The following is a 25,261-nucleotide window of genomic DNA, read 5'->3' on the forward strand; positions in this document are numbered from 1 at the left end:
TATCCCAAGATAGGTCAATTCGATCTTTTCTTGGGGCGGATCAATTTTTTAACTTTCCTCCAAATTGCGCCCGGATTTAAGTAAGCCCGATATTTGGTTGCGGCTTCTTTTCCGACTAGCACTAAACCCACCCAAAAGGCAATTTCTCCCACAACCGCAAGAATCGGAACTATTAGGGCTTTTTGGGCGATCGCTAGCGGTAGCAAGGGCACCACTAAGAGGATTGCCACCCAAGGCAGGAAAGAGAAAACAATTAAAAATATACCGAGTTTCTGCATATTCCTGATTGTGACAAACTGTAACAAGATTGACAGGATATATGCACAATATCTTGTAGGGATATAGAAGACATCCCCTGCAAGCGTCAGATTAATTCTTAATCCCCGTCGCCGCAATCCCCCGAATGAACTGACGCTGTCCGACGAGAAAAAGTAACACGACAGGTACGGTAGCGATCGCAACAGCCGCCATCAGCAAAGGCCAATTATTTGTAAATTGCTCCTGAAACTCTGCCAACGCTAGCTGCACCGTCCTCAATTCCGGTCGCGTTGTAAAAATCAGGGGCTTAAACAAATCGTTCCATTCCCCAATAAAGGTGAATAGAAACAGCGTCACCAATGCCGGACGAGACAACGGTAGCATCACCCGCCACAGAATTTGTAGGCGGTTTGCCCCATCCAGCGCCGCTGCTTCCTCCAACTCCACTGGAATGGTTTGAAAATACTGGCGCAACAGAAAAATCCCAAATCCATTCGCCGCCGTAGGTAAAATCAGCGCCCAGTAAGTGTTGATCAAGTGTCCCCACTTTAAAACCAAAAAAATTGGAATTACCAACAGTTGAAAGGGAATTACCAGCGTAGCCAAAACAATCAGCAGAATTGCCTGACGCCCCTCAAACTTCAGCCGCGCCAACGCATAACCGGCGAGTGCAGCGGTGATCGTCTGAAACCCAGTTACAGCTAGCGCCACTAGGGTTGAATTGGCAAACGCTAATAAAAAGTTACCGCGCCTCCAAGCTTCGCGGTAATTGGCAAAGCCGGGGTGAGATGGAAAGAAGCTTCCTCCAGGTGTCGCACCCACTTCGTCAAAAGAGGTAAGGAAGACGATGCCAAGCGGTAGTAGCACGACACAAGCGCCCAGCAACAGCAACAGCGGGATTGCAAACTGGGAAAGCTGAGTGACTGACAATCGACCCTGTGGATTTTTCTTAGGCATGAATACTTACTTAAATTGACTGATCCCGTTTGGCTCCAGGATAGGTACAGTACAATTATTAGATTAAGTTACGTTACTATTCCACAGAAATTTAGGTCGGTCTAGGATCGACCTATTCGTGAGGAGCAGACAGGAGATTTATGCCGTCGCTTGAAACCAGCCAAGAAATTGACTTCCACAGTGAAACCTACAAGGACGCTTACAGCCGCATCAATGCGATTGTGATTGAAGGCGAACAAGAGGCTCATGAGAATTACATCAAGTTAGCAGAATTGCTACCAGAAGATAAGGAGCAGTTGATCCGTTTATCCAAAATGGAGAGTCGTCACAAGAAAGGATTTGAAGCCTGCGGGCGGAATCTCGAAGTGACGCCAGATATAGAATTTGCTCGCAAGTTCTTCTCCGGACTGCACCAAAATTTCCAAGATGCGGCAGCAGAAGGCGGGATTGTGACCTGTTTGCTGATTCAAGCATTAATTATCGAATGCTTTGCGATCGCTGCTTACAACATCTATATCCCCGTTGCTGATGACTTCGCCCGTAAAATTACTGAGGGTGTTGTTAAAGATGAATACAGCCATCTCAACTACGGCGAAGTTTGGCTGAAAAACCATTTCGAGGAATCCAAAGCAGAATTTGAAGCAGCTAATCGTCAGAACCTTCCCATCGTCTGGCGGATGCTCAACGAAGTCGAAAAGGATGCCAGTATTCTGGGAATGGACAAAGAATCTTTAGTTGAAGACTTCATGATTCAATACGGCGAAGCGCTGAGCAATATTGGCTTTACTACCCGCGATATCATGCGGATGTCAGCCTACGGGCTTGCCGCTGCATAGTTGCCTAGTATAACTTGTGGGGGATGTCAAGTCAGGTAGTGCAGAGTAAGAGTGGGGAATTGCCTGAAACCAAGTCATCTATTTGAGGACGGAGTCAATGAAGGCGCTTTTACTCTCCCCCACTTTTCCCCAGTCTTTCTGGTCATATGACCGTTTTATGGAAATCGCTGGACTCAAAGCAGTGATCCCTCCTTTGGGAATTATTACAGTTGCAGCACTGTTGCCAAAAGATTGGGAAATTAAGTTTTATGACCGCAATGTGAAGACTGAGACGGAGGCCGATTGGGAGTGGTGCGACATCGTTGTTCTATCGGCAATGCTGGCACAACGAGAAGATTTTCACTTCCTGATCAAAAAGGCTGTCGAGTTAGGAAAAAAAGTGGCAGTTGGAGGGCCTTATCCAACGTCCGTTCCTGAAGACGCTCTCGCCTCTGGAGCACATTATCTAATTTTGGATGAAGGGGAATTAACAGTACCGGACTTTCTGCAAGCGATCGCTCAGGGTCAAGAAAAAGGTGTTTTTCGCTCCATCGAAAAGCCGGATGTCACCCTAAGTCCCCTTCCTCGCTTTGATTTACTGAAGCGAGATGCCTACTTGATGATGGCAATTCAGTTTTCTCGCGGTTGCCCGTTTAACTGCGAATTCTGCGACATTATCAGCCTCTACGGTCGCAAACCGCGTACCAAAGAACCGGCTCAAGTGTTGGCAGAGTTGCAAAGCCTCTATGACTTAGGCTGGCGGGGTTCCCTATTCATCGTCGATGACAATTTTATTGGCAATCAGCGCAACGTCAAGCGCTTGCTACGAGAATTGATTCCTTGGATGCAGGAACACAACTATCCCTTCACCTTCATGACGGAAGCCTCTGTTAATTTAGCAGAGGATGATGAACTACTACAGTTGATGAAAAAAGCCGGTTTTTACGCCGTCTTTCTCGGTATTGAAACCCCAGATCAAGACAGCCTGCAAGTCACTCGAAAGCTTCAAAATACCCGCAACCCGCTTTTAGAAGCGTGTCGCAAGATCAACGAAGCCGGAATGCTAATTTATGCAGGATTTATTCTCGGCTTCGATGGAGAACGCGCGGGTGCTGGCGATCGCATTCAAGCCTTTGTCGAAGAAACCAGTATTCCTCAACCCATGCTCGGCATTTTGCAGGCCTTGCCGAATACGGCTTTGTGGACTCGGCTCCAAAAAGAGCAGCGTTTATTAGAAGGAGTTGGCATCACCGAAGTTGGCGATCAGAATTCCTTGATGAATTTTACGCCCAGCCGACCTCTAGCAGACATTGCCAGAGAGTATGTAGAAGGCTTCTGGACAATGTACGAACCCCAGAACTATCTCAGACGCTGTTTTAATCAATGCCTCAACATCGTTCCACCGCCAGGAAGAACGCAAAATATGTACTTCCCCGCTGGCAAAGGACTGCGGCTAGTCGCCCAGTTAATTTGGCATCAGGGCATTCGGCGACCTGAAATTCGCGGTCAATTTTGGCGACAGCTTTGGCTGATTTTACGCCAAAAGCCTCAATTCCTAAATATGTATCTTGGCTTATGTGCCGCTGGAGAGCATTTTTGGGAGTACCGCCTTTTAGCCAGAGAACGGATTACCCAACAGCTCGGCTACGATCCGATCGCTACGCCAGCCTCAACCGAACAAAAACCCGCGCTTGTAAATGTCTGATCCGAGCTTTCCGCTCGCTAGAAGGCAAGAAAACAGCCATTTATCAATGTAAATCAACCTGCCGCTCAGAAGAGCGGCAATTTTTTGTACTATTGTTAAGAGTATTTAACTATTTTTTCCCTTCCACCTTCCTTTCCTATCCAGAGGCGTAGTTAGAACCATTCATGTTTGGTTTAATCGGTCACCTTACTAATTTGCAACACGCTCAATCTGTGGCTAGAGAGCTTGGCTACCCAGAATATGCCGATCAAGGGCTAGATTTTTGGTGTAGCGCTCCGCCTCAAATCGTCGATCACATCACTGTCACCAGCATTACCGGGCAAAAAATCGAAGGTCGGTATGTGGAATCTTGCTTTGTACCAGAAATGCTGGCCAGTGGGAGAGGTAAGACAGCAGTCCGGAAAGTTCTCAACGCAATGGCTCATGCTCAAAAACATGGCATTAACATTAGTGCGCTGGGCGGCTTTTCCTCGATTATTTTTGAAGAATTCAACCTGCATGAAAGTAAGCAGGTTCGCAATATCAAACTGGAATTTGAGCGGTTCACTACCGGCAATACCCATACGGCTTACATTATCTGTCGCCAATTGGAAGAAGTGTCGAAAGAGCTGGGCATCGATCTCAGTAAAGCAACTGTGGCGGTTTGTGGAGCTACAGGCGATATTGGCAGCGCTGTCTGTCGTTGGCTAGATGCTCGAACTGAAGTGCCAGAACTGTTGCTGATTGCCCGGAAGCAAGAGCGATTGCAAGCTTTGCAGGCGGAACTCGGCAGAGGCAAAATCATGGGATTGGAAGAGGCGCTGCCTTTGGCTGATATTGTAGTTTGGGTAGCCAGTATGCCCAAAGGGATGGAAATTGATCCCACGGTTTTGAAAAAACCTTGTTTGCTGATTGATGGGGGCTACCCGAAAAACCTGTCAACAAAAATTCAGCATCCGGGCGTCTATGTCGTCAATGGGGGGATTGTTGAGCATTCCCTGGATATTGACTGGCGGATTATGAAAATCGTCAATTTGATGGAAGCTCCGGGACGCCAGTTATTCGCCTGTTTTGCCGAATCGATGCTATTGGAATTTGAAAAGTGGCACACCAACTTTTCTTGGGGACGCAATCAAATTACCGTGGAGAAGATGGAGCAAATCGGTGAATCCTCCGTGAGGCATGGATTCCGACCTTTGTTGACTTATTAGTCAGGAGTCAGGAGTCAGGAGTCAGTTGATAGAAAAAGGCTAGTTATTTTTTGTCTAGTGTTACTTCTTTCTTTGACTCCTAACTCCTGACGGCTGACTACTGACAACTGACTGACTACTGAGCATTGTACGGGCGACCCCCCTATGCTCGTCGCTGCACTACTGACCACCGATCGCTGACTAGGAACTATGTCAACTTCTTCTGAGCGCAAGCCGTTACTTCTAGATTTTGAAAAGCCTCTGTCCGAACTAGAGGCACGAATTGACCAAATTCGCGAACTTGCAGAAGATCAGGACGTCGATGTCTCCGATCAGATTCGTCAGTTGGAGGCACGAGCAGTGCAACTTCGTGAGGAGATTTTCAATAGTTTATCCCCGTCCCAGCGGCTGCAACTGGCTCGGCATCCTCGGCGTCCCAGTACATTAGACTACATCCAGGCAATGAGCGATGAATGGATGGAACTACACGGCGATCGCGGTGGGAATGACGACCCAGCGTTAGTCGGCGGCGTAGCTCGTCTGGGTGGGCGTCCCGTTGTGATGCTGGGTCATCAAAAGGGCCGCGATACTAAGGATAATGTCGCCCGGAATTTTGGGATGCCTGCTCCAGGCGGCTACCGCAAGGCGCTGCGGTTAATGGAACACGCCAATCGCTTTGGAATGCCGATTCTCACGTTTATCGATACGCCGGGAGCCTGGGCGGGTGTGGAAGCCGAGCAACGGGGGCAGGGAGAAGCGATCGCCTATAATTTGCGGGAGATGTTCCGCCTGGATGTCCCGATCCTCTGCACCGTTATCGGGGAAGGTGGTTCTGGCGGTGCGTTGGGAATTGGCGTCGGCGACCGACTATTAATGTTTGAACACGCCGTTTATACCGTTGCGACCCCCGAAGCTTGTGCAGCAATTTTGTGGAAAGATGCTTCTAAAGCTCCCCAAGCAGCCACAGCACTAAAAATTACGGCTTGGGATTTGAAAAACTTAGGCATTCTCGATGTTCTGTTGCCCGAACCTGTTGGCGGCGCTCATGGCGAGCCGCTAAAGGCAGCTGCCATCTTAAAAGACGCTCTGTTGCAAAACTTAGAAGAACTCTCCCAGATGACCTCTCAACAGCGGCGGGAGCTACGTTATCAAAAGTTTCGGAGTATTGGCGTTTATACGGAAATCTCTGCCTAGCGGGGGTTTACCTTAGAAGACGCTGTGACGAGTGGTATAATCAACAAGGTAACAAATTATTACAAGTTCTCAGTTGAGAGGAGTTGTCTTTTAAGAAATTAGCGCTGAGCTGGCAAGCAATTAACGGCGATAGCGAATCGATCGTAGACAACGACTCAAAAAATGAGAACTGTACGTAGTAAGCGTTCCCCTAGGCGATCGCTTGAGCTTATTTTGCTTTCCTACAGGGTAGCCAAACCAAGTAGGAAAAGTAAGCAAAGAGCTGATGGCTACCTAATCAAAAAATACGGGAAGAATTGATGACTTCTCCAATCGAACGGCGTGCCTTGATTACCGGGGCCAGTAGTGGGATTGGCAAGGCGACAGCTTTGGCATTTGCGAAAGCAGGATTCCATGTGGCTTTAGTCAGCCGCTCTGAGTCTAAATTAGAGGCTGTCGCTGAAGCTGCTCGGAAGACCGGGGTGACAGCGAAAGCGTATGCCCTGGATCTAGCCGATATTGAGCAGGTAAGAGAAAAGGTCGCCGCGATCGCTGACTCCTTTGGCTCGATTGATGTTCTGGTGAACAATGCCGGGATGGGCTACACCGGCGAGATTATGTCAACACCTTTATCCGAATGGCAACAAGTGATTGACCTAAATCTCACCAGCGCGTTTCAGTGTATCCAGGGAATTTTGCCCTCGATGCGCGATCGCGGCTCTGGGATAATTATTAATGTGGCATCTATTGCCGGTCAGCAACCTTTTCCTGGCTGGGGTGCCTACAACGTTAGCAAAGCGGCTCTGATTGCCTTATCGAAAACCCTGGCAGCAGAAGAACGAGCCAAAGGCATTCGCGTTGTGACGATCTCTCCAGGTGCTGTCAATACCCCAATTTGGGACACAGAAACGGTTCAAGTCGAACTGAACCGTTCAGCCATGTTAACACCAGAAATCGTTGCCCAATCGATTCTGCATATGGCTCTAGTGCCAGAACAGGCAGTGATTGAGGAATTAACCTTAATGCCGAACGCTGGCGTTTTATGAGTTGTAAGTTTTGAATGATGAATTAAACCTAAATTCATCACTCAACAGTCTCAAAAAATCCCTAACGAACTCATCACTCCGTTAACCACTCCAAACCTTAACAAAGACTGAATCATGACTACTGCTTCTTCCCACGGTTCTAATGGCTCTAACCCATCAGGCGATTTGAGCGCCAAAATTGCTCCGCCGCGACCTGACCGCAACACAATGAATGGTAGAGAACCCAATTTGCAGCCGCCTCCGGAAGAACTCAACGATGAGATGATGAGTGCTGTAAGGACGTTGCTACTGGGAGTGGGTGAAGACCCGGAACGGGAAGGCTTACTCAAAACGCCTAAGCGAGTAGCAGAAGCAATGCGCTTTCTTACCAGTGGCTATACTCAGTCGCTAGAAGACCTTGTCAACGGAGCTATCTTTGATGAGGGTCACAACGAGATGGTTCTTGTCCGGGATATCAATGTCTTTAGCCTCTGCGAACACCATATGCTGCCATTTATGGGTAAGGCGCACGTCGCCTATATCCCTAACCAAAAAGTGGTAGGTCTTAGCAAGCTTGCTCGGATTGTTGAGATGTATTCTCGCCGCTTGCAGGTACAGGAACGGCTGACGCGCCAGATTGCTGAAGCGGTGCAGACGATTCTTGAGCCGAAGGGAGTCGCTGTTGTCATGGAAGCTACCCATATGTGTATGGTAATGCGAGGCGTCCAGAAGCCCGGTTCTTGGACTGTTACCAGTGCGATGGTCGGCGTATTTCAGGACGAGCAAAAAACTCGTGAAGAGTTCCTTAATTTAATTCGTCACCAACCCGCTTTCTTTTAAGCGTTGTTGGCAGTAACAGCAGGGAGATTTCGCTCCTAATCAAGAGAAAAACTCCTAATTTCTTAAAGTAGGGACACGGCAAGGCCGTGTCCCTATAACGGTTAATGGATCGGGTTTTTATACCATTTGGTTCATAAAGCGCTACATTAACAATTCCGCCACCCCCCGATAAATTGGGAGGCTAAGAAGTCTAGATGTTGCAAACAAGAGAACAAAATGGCTTTACAATCAGCATCCCCCCATTTGCTGGCGCACTTGAGAAAGAGCATACCAAGTCTTTTCACCAACAATTCCATCTACTAATAAACCGTTGCGTTTTTGGAAGAATCTAACAGCAGCATCGGTGCGCGGCCCAAATACGCCGTTAATTTCATCATTAAAGTCACCAGCTACAAATAGTACCTGTTGAAGTGTAATTACCGCTTCACCTTTAGCTCCGCGCTTCAGCATAGGCATATTAACCGGAGCGCCTGTATAAAGTGCTTGCCAAGTCAGCGGCCCGACAATACCATCTTCTTTGAGGAAAACCCAATTCTGAAAAACAATGACGGCATATTCTACTTCTTGATTAAAAATTCCGTGAATAGCTCCGAAATAAGCGCACCTTTCCGTTAATATTTGTTGTAATTCTCTAACTGCCGATCCAGAGCTACCTAACCCTAGAACGAGTTTATTAAACTGAGCTTGATTGGTGAAGGTTTGATTGGATTCGTTAGCAAGCATGATGTGGATTCCTTTGGATTTGTTGGTGTTCTACATCTCCAAAGTACTTTTAAGAAAGTGCTTGTCACTTCGCACAGTCGGGTAAACTAACTGGATTGGTTTGCTCTCGTTCTACCTGTTCGCCCATTAGCAGGAGGCGATCGTGCCAAAAGGGCGAAGCTGCCTACAACTTGAACCGTGTTCCCCGCAGTTTCTCAAATAAATCCGCAACTCGATTTAAATCTTTATCTCCCGGCGATCGCTCGACACCACTCGATAAATCAATCCCGCTAGGATGCAATTGAGCGATCGCGTCCAAAATATTGTCTGGTGTCAAGCCACCGGCAAGCAACCAGGGACAGCTAGGATTGAACTGTTGGAGGTTCTTCCAGTCCAACGTTTTGCCAGTACCTCCCAACATTTGGGGATGATAGGCGTCCAGCAACAAGGTATTCGCACACTCTGCATAGATATCCGCCTGAGTTAAATCCTCTAGAGTTTTCACTCTCAGCGCTTTGATGATTTCCACGCTGGGCAGCAATTGGCGCAACTGACGGCAAAATTCTGGTGTTTCTCCGCCATGTAACTGCACGCCTGTCAAGTTAGCGACGGCGACACATTGATAGATTTCTTCCAGCGTTGTGTTGGCAAAGACACCAATCCGCTCAACGTCAGGGGGTAAGCGTTCCATCACGGAGCGGATTTGAACTGCACTGACGTAGCGCGGGGAGGAGGACACGCAAATAAATCCTAGGGCGGTTGCTCCCAGTTGCGCGATCGCTTGCCCCTGATCTGGTTTGGTAATCCCGCAAATCTTGACTCGCATTAAATTTTTTCGATTTGTATCAAAAATTAATATAACTGTTAACTGTTAAAACAAATTCCGACTTTTTACTAAGAGGTTTCTATAATACTTTGGGTTTTGATATTTGTGTCCAAGCAGGAGACAAGAACTTGATTCACTTGACAATACTCGCCGCTGTACAATCTACCGTTCCCGCGACCCCATCGTGGACTCCAATGGTCGGATTGGTGATGATTCTGTGCAACCTGTTGGCGATCGCCATCGGTCGCTTCGCTATCCAGAAGCCAGGAGTAGGGCCAGACCTGCCCCTGGCTAAACCCGCTTTGTTACGCAATTTTACAGTGCCTGAACTCCTAGCGACAATGAGCTTCGGTCACATTATTGGAACAGGCGTCATCCTCGGATTAACCAACGCAGGCGCCCTTTAAAAGGCCATTGTTTCTGCTTTGGGTGACTTAAAAATTTAGCTCATCCATCAGGAAGAATCAACAGTTCCCTCCGCGTTTTATAATCCCTTCGTTGCTGATTTTATCAAAGCAGGAGAAAAGAAATTGATTGACTTAAGTTTACTTGCAGCATTGCAGCAGACAGTTCCTTCAACACCAACAATCGGCCCTGGTGTATTCATTGTCATGACTGCTTTCAACATTCTGGGTCTTTTTCTGGCCCGCAACGCTGTCCAAAAGCCGGGAGTTGGCCCTAAACTGCCTTTCCCACTGCCCGGTTTTGGTAAGAACTTTAGCGCCGCTCAATTTATTGCGGGTTTGAGTTTTGGACACATCCTGGGAACAGGTGCCATCTTAGGACTGACCAATACGGGTCTCCTTTAGAAGCCCTCGCTCGATAATAACTGTCTTTTCAGTGAAGTTAGTAGAGTGGGCGCTGCTCACCAATTACCCCAAAGGTCGGCAAGGCTCACTCTCCTACTTCACGCTTCATTTTCCATCATTCATGCTTCTACAAGAGCCGTCGTATATCCTGGTAAGTGCAAGGATTTAGATGGGAAAGTTTGATGCAGGCAGCTTGGCGAGTTGGCTCTCTATTCGGAATTCCGCTATTTATAGATTATTCGTGGTTTTTTATTTTAGCTTTGATCGCCTTTGCGAATGCCCTGGATTTCTCACCCGTCTTGGGTCCAGTCCTCGGCGGGGGTGCGGGATTATTAATGGCTTTATTGCTGTTTGGTTCGGTTTTACTGCACGAATTGGGTCACAGTTTAGTCGCGCGATCGCAAGGGATTGAAGTAAATTCGATTACTTTATTTCTCTTTGGCGGGATTGCGGCGATTGACCGGGAATCCAAAACCCCAGGCGCAGCCTTTCAAGTCGCGATCGCTGGCCCTGCGGTCAGCCTAGTGCTGTACTCGCTATTTTACTTAGTGGCTCATGGACTGCCAATCTCCGGTATCGTGCAGGTCATGGCATTAGACTTAGCAAAGATTAACCTAGTCTTGGCTTTATTCAACCTGATTCCTGGTCTCCCCTTAGATGGCGGACAAGTTGTGAAAGCAGCCGTGTGGAAGTTCACCGGAGACCGCTTTCAGGGCGTCCGTTGGGCAGCCAAAAGCGGTTTAATTTTAGGTTGGGGCGCGATCGCCGTGGGATTGGCGATTATTACGTTCAAGGATCAGTGGTTCAGTGGCTTCTGGATTGCCTTACTCGGCTGGTTTGGGATTCGCAACGCCCGTTCCTACGACCAGATGACCACCCTCCAAGAATCCTTGCTCCAGATCGTGGCGAAAGACGCCATGACCCAAGAATTTCGGGTGGTGGATGCGAACAAGACCTTGCGCCAGTTTGCCGATGAGTACATTTTGGAAGCTTCCCACTTTCCGGTTTACTTTGCGGCGAGTGAAGGTCGCTATCGCGGTTTAGTCTCTGTTGAAGATTTGCATTTCGTAGAGCGCAGTCTGTGGGAAACGCAAAATCTGCATAGTATTGTGCATCCCCTGACGGAAATTGCCACTGTTGAAGAGAAAATGCCTTTGGTAGAAGTAATTAACTGCATGGAAGCCAAGCAGTTAAATTGGATTACTGTCCTCTCACCGGCTGGGACAGTCGCCGGTATTATCGACCGGGGCGATGTTGTCCGCGCTGTTGCATCGAAGCTGAATTTACTGATTACGGAAGTAGAAATCAAGCGGGTTAAGGCAGAGGGCACCTATCCGCCGAGTTTGCAGTTACAAGCGATCGCAAAATCAACCACTGATTAATTGACACTAGAAAACGAGTCTGAATATGCTTATACAGCACTTCCAGATGCTCGCACGCTACAACACGCTGGCAAATCGTAGACTTTATGAAGTTTGCACTCGTTTGGACGATGTAGAACGTAAACGTACCAGACCCGCCTTCTTTAAAAGTATTCACGGGACGCTTAATCACATCATGGTAGGCGATCGCATCTGGTTATCGCGGTTTGAGGGCAAAGAAGTCCCCTCAACTGGACTTGACGCAATTCTCTATGAGGATTTCGACAAGCTTACCAAAGCGCGTGTATCAGAAGATGAGCGTATTGAAGCCTTCGCAGCTAGTTTAAACGACGAATTCTTGAGCGGTACGATCAAGTACCGCAATAACCAAGGAAATATTTATATCGATCCAGTTGATTTGTTGATCGCACACTTTTTTAATCACCAGACCCACCACCGAGGACAAGTTCACAATCTGTTAACGCAGACTGAAATTGCCCCGCCAGTTCTAGATATGCACCGAGTTATCCGACCTTAGAGTTAGTTGCATTAGCACTATCTATCTTGATTCTGTGAGCGAATTGTTAATTCTGGCTGCGCTAAAATTTCCTGCCACTCCTCTTCTGACAAAGGCTGCACTAGCATCTCAATACCAAAACAATCGCTAGCTGCTACCGTTAAGGCTTCTACAACTGTTGGAACTAGCGCCTCTCCCGGCTGGTTAATCCCTAGCTTAACCGGCGTTACCGCCTCGCCAAACACCTGTTCAAACAGCGTCGCATCTGGTGACAAACGTATCGACCCGTGCTGCAAGATGGTATTGCCTCGCCTCATCTGGGCACTCCCAATTAATTTAGAACCATCCGCTAAAACTAAATCGGCACCCGTCGCGGTGCCAAAACAATTGGGGTTATGAATGTAACCCCGTCCTGCCGACCCGTAGTGCAATTCTAGACCGAGCGATCGCCATCCCTGAATCAAAAACTCACAAATTTCCTGGTACGCTTGGATGCGACTGCCAGCGAGTCCTGACGTTACCACCATGTAGGTCAAATCGCCCTGGTGCAGCACCCCTCGTCCGCCAGTCGGACGCCGCACCAAATCCACTACACCCGCCGCAGCCATCTGCTGCCAAGATGCAGGTAAGCGGTGTTGATGATATCCCAACGAAATTGCCAGTGGAGACCAGGTATAAAACCGTAAAGCTGGAGGATGCAAACCCAGATGGTGCTGCTCCAGTAACCATCGGTCGATTGCCATCTGGACGCGACCTGACGCTTCCAGCAGCGGAATCAAACGCCAGTAGCAGTTATTGGTCATTTGTCATTTGCCTAAAATTAATGACCAATGACCAATAACTAACTACCAAATTCAGCTTGTAAAGCTTCGTCGTTATTATCTGCAATCGTCGCGACAACGGTGACAGCGCGGGAAATTTCTCCAGGAGAAAGCTCGGCGACAGTGCGAGATGTCAGCACTGCCACTTGGTTCTCCACAATGCCAAAACGCGATTCAAACGTGTCCGACCAATTCATTTCCAAGAGTTTCCGCATCAACAGCGGTTCGTTCGTCGCAGGTAGCTTGAGAACATAAGACCAAACGGTGAAAGTATCCTCCTCGGTAATCCCCGTGAGTTGCACAAACACCTCAACGCTACCGTACTTAAATTTCCAAAGATAGCTGCTGTCTTCGCCACGGCTTACCATTGCCGTATCGTCCTGATCCAAGCTGGAGATAACGGTTTGAATTACATCAACATAGTTGACTACCGTTGCATCCTCAATCAGCTCATTGGTAACGAGATCCTCTGTTGACAGTCCTTGGGTGGAAACACTTTCCACAGCAGGCTGGTTGGTGGTCATAATACCTTCTGCTTATCGTTTTGCGGTTTGCCTAGACCAACTCTATCGCCTAGAGGCACATTTGGAGGACACCTCTAAAGATTAGTTTTTTATTTTCAAGTGTTAAGTTGTTTAATTATCGCCTATACAGCGATCGCCTTCAGCCGCTTCTTCTGATTCTCGTTACTAGGACAGCTCTATCCATCCTAGTAACGAGCCTTAGCCTCGATGCCGTCTATTGCTTCTCGACACCGTGTTTCAAACCATAAGTTGGCGATCGCTTTGTTCTCCATCTAAAGCCGTTGTCTTTTCAGAAACCGGCTTATGAGCAATCAAATACTTGCTCATAAAGTGAACTTCACTCGAAATATTCTCAAAGCCTTCTTTCTCCAACCGTTTCACCAAATCATCGGTGATGTAGTGGTTGTAGTACGGCTCGTGGAATGTTGCTGAGAAGTTTTCCATCACTTGCATCAAGTCTGGAGCATCGCTGACCTGAATCGAGTCGCAGATAATAAAGACTCCACCCGGTTTTGTGACTCGGTAGCACTGCTCGATCACCTGCTGACGCACCGCTGCCGGAAGCTCATGGAAGAGAAACACGCAAGTAACCGCATGGAAATGCTCATCCACGTAGGGTATTTTCTCAGCATTCGCTTGGAGGAGTTGGGGCAATTCTCCCGGATTTTCAGATAACATCTGATTCGCCTTCCGCAAGTAAGCAGGTGACAAATCGATTCCAAACAGAGATGCTTCAGGCAAAGCACCCCGAATTAATTTCAAAGTGCGACCCGTTCCACTCGCCACATCGAGAATGCGAACTTGTCTGGGTGGAATAGAATCAAACGCTTTCAACCCTTGTTTCAGTGGCGCGAGAATCCGCCGCCGCATCGCATCTGCCGTACCACCAAAAAGAATTTCTACTTGCAAATCATAGAGATTTGCTGACCAGTCACTTAAGTAACCATCAGTTTGGTGATGGAAGTTTTGCAAGTAGTAGCTTGGATAACCATCCGTGGAAATGTTTGGCGAAAATTCTTGATATCGCTTCTGTTTAATCCGCTGATGTATTTGCAGCGTATCCAGCCAAACCATTGGATAATAGCGGAAAAAATCGCTCCATGAGTTATCAAACAGTAAGCTAGCGGGATATACACCTCGCTCAGCATCCTGCCAATCGGCTTCAATAATCTGATCGTGCCTTTGTTTCAGTTTTTGTATAAGCTCTGGGGAAATCGGCTTAGTTTTCACCTCTACCTGAGGAGAAATTAAATTCAGCAACTGCGAATTTAATATTTTATGAGCTAAACCAAAGTAATTTTTGCCTTGCTGAAAAGTCTGGTAGGTCAGCTTGGTTAGAGTCTCAGTAATAGTAGTTGCTGGGTCAAGGTTTGAGGTTGACTGCATAGAGGCTAACGATGGGTGCTGAAAACTGAGTACGACTATGAAAATGCTGCGCGGTTATATGTCTTTTTGTTAAGACATATTTCTTATGTTAACTCAGTTTCGACAACTGCCATCTGTCTCCAGTGGGACAAGAAAAAGCGCCACCCTTATGGGTGGCGGGCTAGGGATGAGTTGTTTTCCAGGAAGGGGATACCCCACCCCACAGCTTAGAACGCTTTAAGAAAGGCAAGCTCTAGATTTGGCAGGAATGCTTAGCAAAAACGTCAAGTTTTGTTCCTACACAATTTGCCTTCCCATGAGCGAGAAAAGAAATTAGCAATCATAGTAGAGAGCGAACTCGTAGGGATGGGGGCGCAGCCGCATCGGGTTGACTTCGTTATCGAGCTTGTATGAAATCCAAGTCTGGATGAAGTCTGGGGTGAACACGCCCGTCTCGGTCAAGAAAGCGTGATCGTTTTCCAACGCCTCCAGGGCACCTTCGAGCGATCCTGGGGTGGAAGGAACATTCGCCAGTTCCTCTGGGGTTAGGTCGTAAATATCCTTATCCAGGGATTCACCGGGGTCAATTTGGTTTTTGATACCATCTAGACCCGCACAGAGCATGGCAGCAAACGCCAAGTAGGGGTTAGAAGTCGCATCCGGACAACGGAACTCTAAGCGCTTCGCTTTAGGATTGGTACCAGATAGCGGAATCCGAATCGAGGCAGAACGGTTTCCTTGGGAGTAAGCCAAGTTCACGGGTGCTTCAAAACCGGGCACCAAGCGCTTGTAAGAATTGGTTGTGGGATTGGTCAAAGCCAACAGCGCCGGTGCGTGCTTGAGGATGCCACCGATGTAGTGCAACGCCATTTGGCTTAAGCCAGCATACTTATCGCCTGCGAATAGCGGCTGCCCATCCTTCCAAATCGACTGGTGGGTATGCATCCCAGAACCGTTGTCGTTAAACAGTGGCTTCGGCATGAAGGTGACTGTTTTGCCATATTTCTTGGCAACGTTCTTGATGACGTACTTGTAAGTCATCAGATAGTCAGCAGCTTGCACCAAAGTTGCGAAGCGGAAACCCAGTTCGCACTGTCCGCCGGTAGCAACTTCGTGGTGGTGCTTTTCAATCGGCACCCCGCACTTCGCCATCGTCAGCAGCATTTCTGTCCGCATATCTTGGGAGGTATCCGTCGGCGCGACTGGGAAATAACCCTCTTTGTAGCGGGGTTTATAACCGAGGTTGCCACCCTCTTCTTTTTTCCCAGAATTCCAACGTCCCTCGACGGAGTCTACGTGGTAATAGCCTTCATGCTGGTTTTGGTCAAAGCGGACATCATCAAAGATGAAGAACTCAGCTTCCGGGCCAATGAAGGCTGTATCGCCAATGCCGGTAGAAATTAGGTAGTCTACTGCCTTCTGAGCAATGGTGCGGGGGTCGCGGCTGTAAGGTTGGCCCGTCCGGGGTTCGATAATGCTACAGACGACGCTTAAGGTCGGCTCTGCCATAAATGGGTCGATCCAGGCAGTTGTCGGATCTAGCACCATTGCCATGTCTGATTCGTTGATGGCTTTCCAACCCCGGATACTAGAGCCATCGAAGGGTACGCCCTCGGTAAAGCTACTTTCGTCAATTTGGTCGTGATACATCGACAAATGCTGCCAGATACCCGGCATATCGATGAACTTGAGGTCAATGATCTGGATGTTTTTTTCTTTGACGTAAGTCAAAAATTCTTGCGGGGTCTGGAACATTACGACGGACTCCTTATTTTCTAAGCTGGCTCAGTCTGGAAAGCAGAAAAAACAGTAAGAGCGATCATCAGGGTTGGTGAATCGTCAAGTCAAGAGGGGGAGAACCTGGATTGAAAGCAAGCATTTTCAGGTGAGACTTCCCGATCCAGAAGTACAACTTTCCTGGCTGAAAATCTTTTGTCTCCTCTTTTGCCCATCTCAAGAACTCTCCCACTCAATTCCCAGTTGGCGCTTACGCGCCGCTACGCTAACAGTCTTCAGCCTTTTTTCAAGACGTAAGGCATCGATGTACTGGATCATCCTAGGGATAGGTGCCAGGAGATTTTGTATTCAGCTATACAGAATAAGGCAGTTGCCGTTTGACTTAAAGCGAGAAAAAGTTAAAAATTGTAGCGAGATTTACAAAAAAATCTTATAGGCGGCAACAATTTTACTAATCAGTAGCTTTGGCTACTTTTGTGCGGGGGGAAGCATGATGTTTAATTTAAATACGGATTTTGATCAAGATTTTGACGAACAAGAGGCATTTGAGTATCGTCCTGGGACGAGAGTGGAGCTAAAGCAGCGTCCTGGGGTGGTTGATATTATTGCTGAATATGACCCGATGATGGTGCCGCCTATTTGGTTGCTCAACGATCCGCAGCCGCGATATCCAGAAGAGCTGACATTACTGCCAGTGCCCATGAGAGGAGTTTGTTGGTTGAAGCCGGTGAGCCGTCGAAAAGCTGGCTCTACGGGTCGGTCACGGGATGGCAACCAGATGCGTCAGAAGGCTTACAGCAGCATCCCAGAAAAAATTGCCCGCTAAAAATTGCTGCGATCGCTCTCAACAATGTGGAGATGCTTGTGGAGATGGATATATGCTAATGAAAGTGTTTGTTGTTGTAAACTACACCCTAGAAACTGGGTATGCAACAGCACACTAAACAATAGAAAATTATCTATATAGCTTGTTGTTGGGAGAGCAATTTCATGCGCGACGCAGTCACAAACCTGATTAAAAATTACGATGTTACGGGTCGTTACCTGGATCGCAATGCCGTAGATTCCCTGAAATCTTATTTTGAAACCGGCACAGCACGAGTCCAAGCGGCTGCTGTGATTAACTCCAATGCAGCTTCGATTGTGAAGCAGGCGGGGTCACGGCTGTTTGAAGAACTGCCCGAACTGATTCGACCAGGCGGAAATGCATATACGACTCGTCGCTATGCTGCTTGTCTGCGGGATATGGACTATTACCTGCGCTATGCCAGCTATGCGTTGGTTGCAGGTGATACGAATGTGCTGGATGAGCGGGTGCTGCAAGGTCTTCGGGAAACTTACAACTCTTTGGGAGTGCCGATTGGCCCGACCGTAATGGGCATCCAAATCATGAAGGACATTGTGAAAGAACAAGTGGTTGCGGCTGGAGTTGCAAATACAGCATTTGTAGATCAGCCCTTTGACCACATGACCCGCGATTTAAGCGAACAGGATGTCTAAGCAGCAGATAGCCACGAACAATTAGCCATTCGTCATTAGCTGGAGAGCGATCGCACTTTTTACCTTTTACTGGGATAAAGTGCGATCGCTTTTGTTTATGCTGCGCTGACGCTAATTTGAAGACACCAAAAGCCTATCTCGATGACAAACTCTCAACACTTAAGGGAACTAGATCGCCATGATTGGTAAATCCTAATAACATTGGCTCTTGCGGTCGAATAAACTTACCTGTCAGTACACAGCGTTGTTCTTGCTGCGCTGTAGCGGGGACGCTAGAGAGGATATCAGACCTAGAGAATTGAGGTTTATAATCATCGGATTTCTGCTGCACGTAGTTCCAGAGGATATCTCGAATCAAAGCTTGATATCCCTGATGACCTGCGAGTTCTTTGAGTTCTTCCTTCAGTTCTCTCTCCAAGCGTATGCTGGTGACTTCCATTTCAGTGGTTGAGGTGCGAGGTAGGGTACGCATGATTTTTTCTCCTAAAATTTGTGGACAGATTAGTAATACAAGTGTAGTATATTGAAAGCCAGATTCAAGTTAAACCGTTCAAGAAGCCTTCCTGTGACACATATACCTGCTTTCTCCATCTCAGCCAGCGATTCCGACTCCTTAACGAGTTGGGAATCAGCCGGCGCGGGCGTGGAGTTTCTTTTTATGGGTGGATATGGTTGTCAGAGACGAGGTACGGAGATCGATCAAATTTTGGATCGCAATAATGGTGGGAGTCTGCGGTTTGCAGAACTCAAACTAAACAAACAAAGCGGGAGGTACAGGCTAAAAGTAGCCGTACCAACATAGGACGAGAAGACTCAAAAAGTTTTTCCAACCCCCGCTTCTAATTACCAGAGGCGGGGGTTAATTGTATGAGGAGCCAAGTCGTGACGAGCGCAACTGACGTGTTAGGTAGGTCGGTAGTCGTATTTTCCCAGAACTACTTGCCCATAAGCCGGGTCAATATTAAGCGAGCGATCGCTCTGTTGATCGGTGGGAAAGCCGAACCTTTGCAGTTTAGCGATGCACCTGGCTGGCAAGTGCGATCGCCCAGCGTGGTGATCGAGGTGCCAGAACAAATTCGCCTCACCATCACGAGTGCAGAGCGAGTTTGGAAGGTTCCCCCAGTGAACCGTCGGGAATTGCTGCGGAGAGACCACCACACCTGCCAATACTGCGGTAACACGAAACAGTTGACGATCGATCACGTCCTTCCCTTATCAAAGGGCGGGAAACACACCTGGGACAACGTAGTTATCGCCTGCGAAAGGTGCAACCAACGCAAAGGCGATCGCACCCCGACTCAAGCGGGAATGCCCCTTCGCACCCAGCCTAAAGCCCCCATGCACCCTGCTGTTGCCTTTGCCGAACAGTTCTGGCGCGAACAGCACGATCACCTGGATTTGTAAGGAGACACCAAGCAATGCTGAAATTAACTTACACAGAAAACGGCTTTTACTTGGAGTGTCTGGCTCAATCTCTGGAAGAGTGGGTGACACGGCGGGTAATTTTAGCGCTGCGAGTGGGTACCCCCATCTCAGTCGAACCCAGCACCGCTTCCTTCTTACTTCCGGCTAGCTTGCCAGAAATCGGACGGTTGGTAGAGGAAGCGCAGCAGGAAGGTTCGGAAATTATTGGCTTGTGTGCTTGCGATGCCGAGTACGTCGAAGTCAGCCTGCACGGTAGCTGGGTGGACGGAGGCTCGAAAAATGGAGAGGGCGTTTTTGTGACTGCAATGAGCGATCGCGCTGAATTCTTCCTCTTCAAGCTTTGGCAAGATGCACAAGCTTGCACCTCCTCCTTGAGGTAATCAAATCACTTTTGGGGTGGGTCGAAAAACCCACCCTTTTTCTTAGTATTTGTGTGGACATTTGCCGGATAATACATCAAACTATTGGTATGTCATAGCGGGATACCACACTGAGATTGATTAAACATTAGTTATGTCAGCCAGCAGCAATACGAAAGAAAGCAGAATTGATTTGAGACTGAGCCAAGAGCAAAAAAAGACGCTTGAAAAGGCAGCTGCACTGATGGGACTCAGTGTAAGTTCTTATGTGCTTTGCCACTCACTTGATGCTGCCAGAAAGGACATTGCCTTTCATGAAACACTGGTTTTGTCAGATAGAGATCGGGATCTCTTTTTGTCGATACTAGAGAATCCGCCTGAACCGAACGAAGCTTTAAAATCGGCGATGTGTGAATATCAGGAGTACGAAAAGTAATACTTTGTGGAATGGATTTTTCACCCTCTCGATAGCAGTGTAAGAAAGGATGCTTTCGACTGCGGAGTTCCCAAGTTAAACGATTACCTGAAGCAATACGCTGGACAAAACGATAGAAAAGGCATTGCCAAAACCTTTGTTGCTATTCCCAAAGAAGATGGTAATGAAGTTGTTGGCTATTACACCATCAGTATGTCTAGCATTACGTTTGACTCGCTTCCAGAGCAACTAAGAAAAAGATTACCCCGTTATCCTGTTCCCGCTATGTTAATCGGACAACTTGCCGTTGACACCTCAATGCAAGGGAGAGGATTGGGAAAAAGATTACTAATGGATGCTCTTAGTAAAGCAGTTCGCCTTGCAGATGAAGTAGGGATTTTTGCAGTTAGAGTTGATGCTCTGGATGATGAGTCAAAGCAATTTTATCTGAAATACGGTTTCGTTCCCTTAATTGATTATGAATTCTCGCTTTTCCTACCAATGGCAACAATATTAAAGAGTCGTAAATAGCAGGTAGTTTCGTCGCTGTGGTCAAGCAGATTTATTGTTAAATGGCGAACTAGGAGCTTCACCTACTTGATTCTTCCTCTTCAAGCTTTGGCAAGATGTACAAGCTTGTACCTTCTCCTTGAACTAACTGTAGGGGCGCACGGCTGTGCGCCCTTTCCTTGAGAAAAAGGGTTATGTCTTCTACTACCTGCATAGAACAGCGAACAGATAGTCTGGATCTATTCGGTTATCCAGGTTAAGATTCTTACTCAAAATAAATGCCCCTCCTTCAAACACGATTAAGGGAGGTTTATGTCCACGAGGATTATAAGCACCAATAGTGGAATAAGGGCTACCATACTTTCCATATTCATTCCATACACTTGTTGAAGAATAGCGGCTACCATATTTTCCGTACTGGTTGCAAATTGACTCGGTGGCATACTGGTTGCTTGAAACCACACCAAGCTCCTGTTTATCGGCACCCAAGATATATGCGTTGCCATCTAGATCGCGAATTATATCTTCAATGCTGGCTTGAGCTACAAGCTGCTGTTGCAACGGAACAGTTGCTTGAGACTGTAAGGGTAAAAAAATTCCACTTATTAAGGTGGCAATTGTAGAGAAAACGGTTGTTTGAAGGGATTTCATGATTATTCTCCATAAATAACCCATCAAACTAAGTATTCCCATTAGCAACTGAGTTCTATCGTTTGTAATTGTTAAATAGCAGCCTTGGCGATTAGAAATCGCGGCTATACAAACGAAGTCCGCCTGCGCGGACTTTTGAAACCTGCGGAGGCAGGTTTTGTGTATGTAGGCGCGAATTCTATTCGCCAGCTTCACTAGAACACCTGCCAAACGATGCAGTCAAATAGGAGCGATCGCTAGCCTTGAACAAATTTAAGCGCGGCACCATTCATGCAGTAGCGTTTGCCAGTCGGGCGTGGCCCATCGTTAAATACATGCCCTAAATGCCCACCGCAACGATGGCAATGGACTTCAACTCTAGTCATAAAAAGCGTCTTGTCTGTGGAGGTGCCGATTCCCCCTTCAATGGGAGCATAAAAACTGGGCCAACCAGTATGGCTGTCGAATTTCGTTTCAGAGGTAAACAGCGGTAAGTCACACGCCGCACACGCATAAATTCCTTTACCGTATTGCTTATCAAGCGGGCTAGTTCCAGCACGTTCGGTACCGTGTTTACGCAGGACGTTAAACTGTTCGGGCGTCAAAATTTCACGCCATTCTTCCTCGGTTTTGTTGATTTCAAAGTTATTGTTTGAAGCTGCCATATCTCCCGATTTCCCAATTAGATTGCGTGATAACCATGCCGCGCCTACAATTACAGCGCCAGCTTTTAAAAGATAACGTTTTTTCATGCTGCATCATTCAGTTGTTGGTGTGAGGCGAGCCAGTTCAACCTTGAAAGAGTTTATTTGGCTCTATCTTTAGGATGCGCGATCACGCTCATGCGAAGCGAGGCGTTAGCCTAGCGCCGACCTGTTGGTTCGCCCTGAATTAAGTCTGATAGCCTGCTTAAAATTCGCTAAGAAGCCTAGAGCAGATAAAGAGGCATCGGCTCAAATTTGCTTGAGATAGAACTCAAACCGTTCCCGGAATTGTTCAACTGTCAGATTTTGAGTCCAATATTCCACTAAAGCGTGACCAAATGCCCAGGCATTGCGTTCTGGTGAAGAGGGGTTTTCCAGTAGTAGAGGCCAAAGGGAGAGCAAGTCAAAGTTGATCGGGTTTTCGCCTGGATTCAAGAGGGAGAACAAATCATACGCCATCTGGAGTTTGCCAATCACAACGGGCAATTGCTCCACGGGAATTTGGTCTGCCAGCACGTATGCTAGATTTGGTCGTCCGGTTGTCAGCGTCGCAATGAACTGGAGAACGGGACTTTTGAGTAGTGCAGCCAGTCCCTGTGTCGTTGTCATCTGAAAGGTGTAGCGGTCGATGATTTTGGCAGCAGCGACAGTACGAGCATCCAAGTTCCGCAAAAAACGGGCAAGGCGGAGTTGCTTGGTAGGTGCGATCGCATCTACCAGCGCTAATGAGAGTGCGTCCATTCCCCACGCAGTTCGACCCGTTTTCGTGTCACTTGTAACGACAGGTAGAACCAAATCGCAGAAGTTGCCTAGAAGCTTCGCCCGATACTCGGTCGCTTCCCGAATCGCGTTTTCCTTTGGGCGATCGCCTGCTTGCCAGTTGTAGGGAGGTTCCCACTCGCGGATGGGGCGCAGACGATCCACCTGAGTGACGATGGCGATCGCGCTCAAGTCTGCAACTTCTGCCTTCATATCTTTAAGAAAGTCCACATCCATTTGCAGTGCCGGATCGAGGGCAGGAGTGACTAAGAGCAGCAAATCTGCATTGGTGGCATAATCCAGTACCAGTTCTCGTAAATCCGCCCGGTTCACTTGTTCGTAACCCGGCGTATCCCAAAGCGTCAGGGTTTCCCCTAATTGGCTCTGCCAGTGGTAATTCTGAATTTTATCGGTGCTGGGCAACACATCCACAGCGGCTCGATCTGCTTGAAATAGCGTATTAATCAAGCTGCTTTTTCCAGATCCGGTTCGTCCCACTAGCAGAATATTGACAGGTTTTTGCTCAACCGCTTCGACGGGTTCTGTTTGAGCCAGGATGTCTCGGAGGGTTTGCGTCTTTGCCTTGGGTAGTGTCGGTGTGGAAACAGAGGATTCTGACTCTGGCAGTGTAGTCGTTCCTCCATAGAGAGCGATCGCTTGCCGACATAAGTTCCGCAGAGCCGCTTCCCGAAGCATCTGGCTCAAATTCCCCAGCAATTCCTGATTTGCCTGGTTACTGGAACGCTGAGTAACTTGTTTTGCTACCGCCACCACCGGATTCAAGAACCACTGTGCCCAATTCCAGGCTTGCCAGAGTTTCCGAGCCGATGGTTCCAGCTTGCGGTAAACTCCGTATGCCTCGTATGCTTGCCCAATCGTGACCCGATCGAGGGCAGGAGATAACTTCTGTATCCACCCGTCCAGATCGTCCACCGTTCCCCGAATCAGTCCGTAAGCTTGGGTAACGTGAATGTTGAGCAGGGGATACTTTACTTCAGGATTGTAGACATGAGCGATTGCGCTAACAAGATCCTGGCATCGCTGCCAAAAAGTTTGCCAGTCTTCCCAAATCGGGCGATCGCTCTGTGCTGCTTTCAGGATCTCTTGATAGGCGACTTCAGCTTGATTTACAGCATCATTTCCCCCTGGTAGCCCTACAGTGTCGCCTGTACCAGATTCTAGTTCGGCGCTAACCTCCGCCATGACAGATTCTATTTGCGCGATCGCCGGTCGAGTCCACTTCACCAGCAGCCAACGCCAACCCACAAATACGACGGTAAACACGCCCCAGATCCAATTAATCCGCCACTCGTGAATCTGCAACCCTGCCGATATCAGCAAGAAACCAACGATCGTTGCGATCGGCGTTGCTAACACCACCCACTGCCACACCTTTAATTGCACCATTGTTCCAAACCTGTCTCGATTCGACTGCTTATACCGTTATTGTCGATCTAACTTTCGCTGATGCGAGACCCCGTAATGTGGGATAACATCACAAATCAGGGTGTTCGACCATTGTTGGTGATTTAACAAGCGATTTATCACAGATGGTATAGATGCCTTCGGTCGAGTTTTAGTTGTTGTTTAACATGGCGTGACAATAAGATTCGATTGATTTCTGCCCGCAAAGCTACACGCCATGAGCGAAAGCAATATGAGGAGGAATAACTGATGGAAGCTGAGTATGATTTTAGTCAGGGGAAGCGGGGAGCAATCGAGCCAACACCGCCAGGGAAAACCCGTATTACCATCCGATTAGATGATGATGTTTTGGCATGGTTTCGCGAGCAAGTTCATCTAGCAGGTGGAGGAAACTATCAGACATTAATCAACGATGTACTTCGCCAGCACATTCAACAGTGTCGCGAACCGTTGGAGGAAACGCTACGGCGAGTTTTACGAGAGGAACTTGAGCGAATTCGGAAATGAGCTGCACTCGGCATTGCCAATACAACCCACTGCCACACCTTTAATCGCACCATTGCCCTATCCCTGCCTAAATTAGACTTCTTATATCGCTATTGTCGATCCTGCTATAAGTACGCGATCGCGATCACTCGCTGCGGTAAGGTGTTCCTATTTCAAGTGCTAGACCGTTTACTGGAGGCTAAAATTACTAATAACGGTGCTTAAACGAAAAACAAGACTCTAAAAAGGTATAATACAGACATGGCAACCATTTCACGTTATGGTGTGATAAATGAAAGAGACAACTCCCGCCGCCATGCCCCCTTGCTTTAATAGATGGTGCAAACGCTTTGATGATATATTGACGCATCAAGCCCAAAAACGGGAGTTTAGGAACTATATAAGCGGATTATTGGGGGAAAGTGAACGAAAAAACCTGTCTCA

29 protein-coding genes and 2 pseudogenes are annotated in these 25,261 nt (G+C 47.8%); 19 read left to right on the top strand and 12 right to left on the bottom strand.

Annotated features, from left to right (window positions below; all coding sequences use genetic code 11):
• Positions 1–14: 14 nt before the first annotated feature.
• A complete protein-coding gene (locus tag NC997_RS01365; protein ID WP_190412357.1) occupies positions 15–278 on the bottom strand; it encodes a transporter suffix domain-containing protein in 264 nt (87 codons plus the stop codon).
• A 91-nt stretch (positions 279–369) separates the two neighbouring features.
• Positions 370–1,215, bottom strand: a complete 846-nt coding sequence (locus NC997_RS01370; RefSeq protein WP_190528746.1) for a carbohydrate ABC transporter permease — start codon at positions 1,213–1,215, stop codon at positions 370–372.
• Between the two features lie 140 nt (positions 1,216–1,355).
• On the opposite strand from NC997_RS01370, the gene NC997_RS01375 reads away from it, so the two are divergent.
• The 6 genes from NC997_RS01375 (at position 1,356) to folE (ending at position 7,942) form a co-directional block, all read left to right on the top strand.
• Positions 1,356–2,051 carry an aldehyde oxygenase (deformylating) gene (locus tag NC997_RS01375; protein WP_190528748.1) on the top strand — a complete coding sequence of 232 codons (696 nt, stop codon included), beginning with the start codon at positions 1,356–1,358 and terminating at the stop codon, positions 2,049–2,051.
• Between the two features lie 97 nt (positions 2,052–2,148).
• Positions 2,149–3,735, top strand: coding sequence for a B12-binding domain-containing radical SAM protein (locus tag NC997_RS01380; RefSeq protein WP_190412360.1), 1,587 nt, complete (start codon positions 2,149–2,151; stop codon positions 3,733–3,735).
• A 164-nt stretch (positions 3,736–3,899) separates the two neighbouring features.
• Positions 3,900–4,925 carry a long-chain acyl-[acyl-carrier-protein] reductase gene (locus NC997_RS01385; RefSeq protein ID WP_190412361.1) on the top strand — a complete coding sequence of 342 codons (1,026 nt, stop codon included), beginning with the start codon at positions 3,900–3,902 and terminating at the stop codon, positions 4,923–4,925.
• A gap of 189 nt (positions 4,926–5,114) precedes the next feature.
• On the top strand, positions 5,115–6,098 hold the full coding sequence (gene accA, locus NC997_RS01390; RefSeq protein ID WP_190412362.1) for an acetyl-CoA carboxylase carboxyl transferase subunit alpha: 984 nt from the start codon (positions 5,115–5,117) through the stop codon (positions 6,096–6,098).
• A 299-nt stretch (positions 6,099–6,397) separates the two neighbouring features.
• Complete coding sequence (locus NC997_RS01395) at positions 6,398–7,123, top strand: SDR family oxidoreductase (RefSeq protein WP_190528750.1); 726 nt, start codon at positions 6,398–6,400, stop codon at positions 7,121–7,123.
• Positions 7,124–7,237: 114 nt separating this feature from the next.
• On the top strand, positions 7,238–7,942 hold the full coding sequence (gene folE / locus NC997_RS01400; protein WP_190412364.1) for a GTP cyclohydrolase I FolE: 705 nt from the start codon (positions 7,238–7,240) through the stop codon (positions 7,940–7,942).
• A gap of 228 nt (positions 7,943–8,170) precedes the next feature.
• On the opposite strand, the gene NC997_RS01405 is transcribed toward folE, so the two are convergent.
• Both NC997_RS01405 and NC997_RS01410 read right to left on the bottom strand, forming a co-directional pair.
• Positions 8,171–8,665 (bottom strand): peptidoglycan-binding protein, encoded by a 495-nt coding sequence (locus tag NC997_RS01405; protein ID WP_190528752.1) that lies wholly within the window; start codon positions 8,663–8,665, stop codon positions 8,171–8,173.
• Between the two features lie 163 nt (positions 8,666–8,828).
• Positions 8,829–9,470: a phosphoribosylanthranilate isomerase gene (locus tag NC997_RS01410; RefSeq protein WP_190412366.1), complete on the bottom strand. Its 642-nt coding sequence runs from the start codon at positions 9,468–9,470 to the stop codon at positions 8,829–8,831.
• Between the two features lie 128 nt (positions 9,471–9,598).
• Between NC997_RS01410 and psaK (NC997_RS01415) the strand changes: the two genes are divergently transcribed.
• From psaK (NC997_RS01415) to NC997_RS01430, 4 genes are all read left to right on the top strand, one after another.
• Positions 9,599–9,877: a photosystem I reaction center subunit PsaK gene (gene psaK / locus NC997_RS01415; RefSeq protein WP_190412367.1), complete on the top strand. Its 279-nt coding sequence runs from the start codon at positions 9,599–9,601 to the stop codon at positions 9,875–9,877.
• A 123-nt stretch (positions 9,878–10,000) separates the two neighbouring features.
• Positions 10,001–10,279 (top strand): photosystem I reaction center subunit PsaK, encoded by a 279-nt coding sequence (gene psaK, locus NC997_RS01420; RefSeq protein WP_190412368.1) that lies wholly within the window; start codon positions 10,001–10,003, stop codon positions 10,277–10,279.
• Positions 10,280–10,461: 182 nt separating this feature from the next.
• A complete protein-coding gene (locus tag NC997_RS01425; protein WP_190528754.1) occupies positions 10,462–11,661 on the top strand; it encodes a site-2 protease family protein in 1,200 nt (399 codons plus the stop codon).
• A gap of 25 nt (positions 11,662–11,686) precedes the next feature.
• Positions 11,687–12,178, top strand: a complete 492-nt coding sequence (locus NC997_RS01430) for a DinB family protein (protein WP_190528756.1) — start codon at positions 11,687–11,689, stop codon at positions 12,176–12,178.
• Positions 12,179–12,195: 17 nt separating this feature from the next.
• Here NC997_RS01430 and NC997_RS01435 read toward each other — a convergent pair whose 3' ends face one another.
• From NC997_RS01435 to glnA, 4 genes are all read right to left on the bottom strand, one after another.
• Entirely contained in the window at positions 12,196–12,960 is a 765-nt protein-coding gene (locus NC997_RS01435) for a biotin/lipoate A/B protein ligase family protein (RefSeq protein ID WP_190528759.1), read from the bottom strand.
• Positions 12,961–12,998: 38 nt separating this feature from the next.
• Positions 12,999–13,502 carry a YbjN domain-containing protein gene (locus NC997_RS01440; protein WP_190430709.1) on the bottom strand — a complete coding sequence of 168 codons (504 nt, stop codon included), beginning with the start codon at positions 13,500–13,502 and terminating at the stop codon, positions 12,999–13,001.
• A gap of 237 nt (positions 13,503–13,739) precedes the next feature.
• Positions 13,740–14,852, bottom strand: coding sequence for a methyltransferase domain-containing protein (locus tag NC997_RS01445; protein WP_190528784.1), 1,113 nt, complete (start codon positions 14,850–14,852; stop codon positions 13,740–13,742).
• Between the two features lie 348 nt (positions 14,853–15,200).
• Positions 15,201–16,622, bottom strand: coding sequence for a type I glutamate--ammonia ligase (gene glnA, locus NC997_RS01450; protein WP_190412373.1), 1,422 nt, complete (start codon positions 16,620–16,622; stop codon positions 15,201–15,203).
• A 472-nt stretch (positions 16,623–17,094) separates the two neighbouring features.
• Between glnA and NC997_RS01455 the strand changes: the two genes are divergently transcribed.
• Together NC997_RS01455 and apcB are read left to right on the top strand one after the other, a co-directional pair.
• A complete protein-coding gene (locus NC997_RS01455) occupies positions 17,095–17,430 on the top strand; it encodes a hypothetical protein (protein WP_242030399.1) in 336 nt (111 codons plus the stop codon).
• A 164-nt stretch (positions 17,431–17,594) separates the two neighbouring features.
• Entirely contained in the window at positions 17,595–18,104 is a 510-nt protein-coding gene (apcB, locus tag NC997_RS01460; RefSeq protein WP_190528761.1) for an allophycocyanin subunit beta, read from the top strand.
• 133 nt (positions 18,105–18,237) lie between these two features.
• On the opposite strand, the gene NC997_RS01465 is transcribed toward apcB, so the two are convergent.
• On the bottom strand, positions 18,238–18,576 hold the full coding sequence (locus NC997_RS01465) for a hypothetical protein (protein ID WP_190412375.1): 339 nt from the start codon (positions 18,574–18,576) through the stop codon (positions 18,238–18,240).
• 410 nt (positions 18,577–18,986) lie between these two features.
• Between NC997_RS01465 and NC997_RS01470 the strand changes: the two genes are divergently transcribed.
• The 4 genes from NC997_RS01470 to NC997_RS01485 all read left to right on the top strand — a co-directional run bounded on the left by NC997_RS01470 (position 18,987) and on the right by NC997_RS01485 (position 20,834).
• Entirely contained in the window at positions 18,987–19,508 is a 522-nt protein-coding gene (locus NC997_RS01470; RefSeq protein ID WP_190412857.1) for an HNH endonuclease, read from the top strand.
• Between the two features lie 14 nt (positions 19,509–19,522).
• Entirely contained in the window at positions 19,523–19,909 is a 387-nt protein-coding gene (locus tag NC997_RS01475) for an alr0857 family protein (RefSeq protein ID WP_190412376.1), read from the top strand.
• A 133-nt stretch (positions 19,910–20,042) separates the two neighbouring features.
• Positions 20,043–20,324, top strand: coding sequence for a DUF1778 domain-containing protein (locus NC997_RS01480; RefSeq protein ID WP_190430711.1), 282 nt, complete (start codon positions 20,043–20,045; stop codon positions 20,322–20,324).
• Positions 20,325–20,330: 6 nt separating this feature from the next.
• A complete protein-coding gene (locus NC997_RS01485) occupies positions 20,331–20,834 on the top strand; it encodes a GNAT family N-acetyltransferase (protein WP_190430712.1) in 504 nt (167 codons plus the stop codon).
• A gap of 183 nt (positions 20,835–21,017) precedes the next feature.
• Here the strand turns inward: NC997_RS01485 and NC997_RS01490 are convergent, their stop codons facing one another.
• From NC997_RS01490 to NC997_RS01500, 3 genes are all read right to left on the bottom strand, one after another.
• Positions 21,018–21,464 carry a hypothetical protein gene (locus tag NC997_RS01490; RefSeq protein ID WP_190528763.1) on the bottom strand — a complete coding sequence of 149 codons (447 nt, stop codon included), beginning with the start codon at positions 21,462–21,464 and terminating at the stop codon, positions 21,018–21,020.
• 236 nt (positions 21,465–21,700) lie between these two features.
• Positions 21,701–22,195, bottom strand: coding sequence for a peptide-methionine (R)-S-oxide reductase MsrB (msrB, locus tag NC997_RS01495; RefSeq protein ID WP_190528765.1), 495 nt, complete (start codon positions 22,193–22,195; stop codon positions 21,701–21,703).
• Between the two features lie 201 nt (positions 22,196–22,396).
• A complete protein-coding gene (locus NC997_RS01500; protein WP_190528767.1) occupies positions 22,397–24,313 on the bottom strand; it encodes a GTPase family protein in 1,917 nt (638 codons plus the stop codon).
• A gap of 127 nt (positions 24,314–24,440) precedes the next feature.
• Between NC997_RS01500 and NC997_RS01505 the strand changes: the two are divergent.
• The 3 genes and pseudogenes from NC997_RS01505 to NC997_RS01515 all read left to right on the top strand — a co-directional run.
• Positions 24,441–24,577 (top strand): annotated as a pseudogene (locus tag NC997_RS01505) (BrnT family toxin); the annotation flags it as partial.
• Positions 24,578–24,580: 3 nt separating this feature from the next.
• Positions 24,581–24,838, top strand: a complete 258-nt coding sequence (locus tag NC997_RS01510) for a BrnA antitoxin family protein (protein WP_190528768.1) — start codon at positions 24,581–24,583, stop codon at positions 24,836–24,838.
• A 271-nt stretch (positions 24,839–25,109) separates the two neighbouring features.
• Positions 25,110–25,261, top strand: a pseudogene (locus NC997_RS01515) (IS701 family transposase); the annotation flags it as partial.

The organism is Trichocoleus sp. DQ-A2 (assembly GCF_039961915.1).
In the GTDB taxonomy this organism is placed as follows: Bacteria; Cyanobacteriota; Cyanobacteriia; order Cyanobacteriales; family FACHB-T130; genus FACHB-T130.

What these genes read in the sequence shown, in the direction of transcription:
- msrB (WP_190528765.1), bottom strand. Translation starts at nt 22,195, where the DNA reads ATGAAAAAACGTTATCTTTTAAAAGCTGGCGCTGTAATTGTAGGCGCG.
- NC997_RS01370 (WP_190528746.1), bottom strand. Translation starts at nt 1,215, where the DNA reads ATGCCTAAGAAAAATCCACAGGGTCGATTGTCAGTCACTCAGCTTTCC.
- NC997_RS01365 (WP_190412357.1), bottom strand. Translation starts at nt 278, where the DNA reads ATGCAGAAACTCGGTATATTTTTAATTGTTTTCTCTTTCCTGCCTTGG.
- NC997_RS01500 (WP_190528767.1), bottom strand. Translation starts at nt 24,313, where the DNA reads ATGGTGCAATTAAAGGTGTGGCAGTGGGTGGTGTTAGCAACGCCGATC.
- NC997_RS01380 (WP_190412360.1), top strand. Translation starts at nt 2,149, where the DNA reads ATGAAGGCGCTTTTACTCTCCCCCACTTTTCCCCAGTCTTTCTGGTCA.
- NC997_RS01435 (WP_190528759.1), bottom strand. Translation starts at nt 12,960, where the DNA reads ATGACCAATAACTGCTACTGGCGTTTGATTCCGCTGCTGGAAGCGTCA.
- NC997_RS01490 (WP_190528763.1), bottom strand. Translation starts at nt 21,464, where the DNA reads ATGAAATCCCTTCAAACAACCGTTTTCTCTACAATTGCCACCTTAATA.
- NC997_RS01375 (WP_190528748.1), top strand. Translation starts at nt 1,356, where the DNA reads ATGCCGTCGCTTGAAACCAGCCAAGAAATTGACTTCCACAGTGAAACC.
- NC997_RS01395 (WP_190528750.1), top strand. Translation starts at nt 6,398, where the DNA reads ATGACTTCTCCAATCGAACGGCGTGCCTTGATTACCGGGGCCAGTAGT.
- NC997_RS01410 (WP_190412366.1), bottom strand. Translation starts at nt 9,470, where the DNA reads ATGCGAGTCAAGATTTGCGGGATTACCAAACCAGATCAGGGGCAAGCG.
- NC997_RS01475 (WP_190412376.1), top strand. Translation starts at nt 19,523, where the DNA reads ATGCTGAAATTAACTTACACAGAAAACGGCTTTTACTTGGAGTGTCTG.
- NC997_RS01440 (WP_190430709.1), bottom strand. Translation starts at nt 13,502, where the DNA reads ATGACCACCAACCAGCCTGCTGTGGAAAGTGTTTCCACCCAAGGACTG.
- NC997_RS01385 (WP_190412361.1), top strand. Translation starts at nt 3,900, where the DNA reads ATGTTTGGTTTAATCGGTCACCTTACTAATTTGCAACACGCTCAATCT.
- apcB (WP_190528761.1), top strand. Translation starts at nt 17,595, where the DNA reads ATGCGCGACGCAGTCACAAACCTGATTAAAAATTACGATGTTACGGGT.
- folE (WP_190412364.1), top strand. Translation starts at nt 7,238, where the DNA reads ATGACTACTGCTTCTTCCCACGGTTCTAATGGCTCTAACCCATCAGGC.
- accA (WP_190412362.1), top strand. Translation starts at nt 5,115, where the DNA reads ATGTCAACTTCTTCTGAGCGCAAGCCGTTACTTCTAGATTTTGAAAAG.
- NC997_RS01430 (WP_190528756.1), top strand. Translation starts at nt 11,687, where the DNA reads ATGCTTATACAGCACTTCCAGATGCTCGCACGCTACAACACGCTGGCA.
- NC997_RS01510 (WP_190528768.1), top strand. Translation starts at nt 24,581, where the DNA reads ATGGAAGCTGAGTATGATTTTAGTCAGGGGAAGCGGGGAGCAATCGAG.
- NC997_RS01465 (WP_190412375.1), bottom strand. Translation starts at nt 18,576, where the DNA reads ATGCGTACCCTACCTCGCACCTCAACCACTGAAATGGAAGTCACCAGC.
- NC997_RS01425 (WP_190528754.1), top strand. Translation starts at nt 10,462, where the DNA reads ATGCAGGCAGCTTGGCGAGTTGGCTCTCTATTCGGAATTCCGCTATTT.
- glnA (WP_190412373.1), bottom strand. Translation starts at nt 16,622, where the DNA reads ATGTTCCAGACCCCGCAAGAATTTTTGACTTACGTCAAAGAAAAAAAC.
- NC997_RS01455 (WP_242030399.1), top strand. Translation starts at nt 17,095, where the DNA reads ATGATGTTTAATTTAAATACGGATTTTGATCAAGATTTTGACGAACAA.
- NC997_RS01405 (WP_190528752.1), bottom strand. Translation starts at nt 8,665, where the DNA reads ATGCTTGCTAACGAATCCAATCAAACCTTCACCAATCAAGCTCAGTTT.
- NC997_RS01480 (WP_190430711.1), top strand. Translation starts at nt 20,043, where the DNA reads ATGTCAGCCAGCAGCAATACGAAAGAAAGCAGAATTGATTTGAGACTG.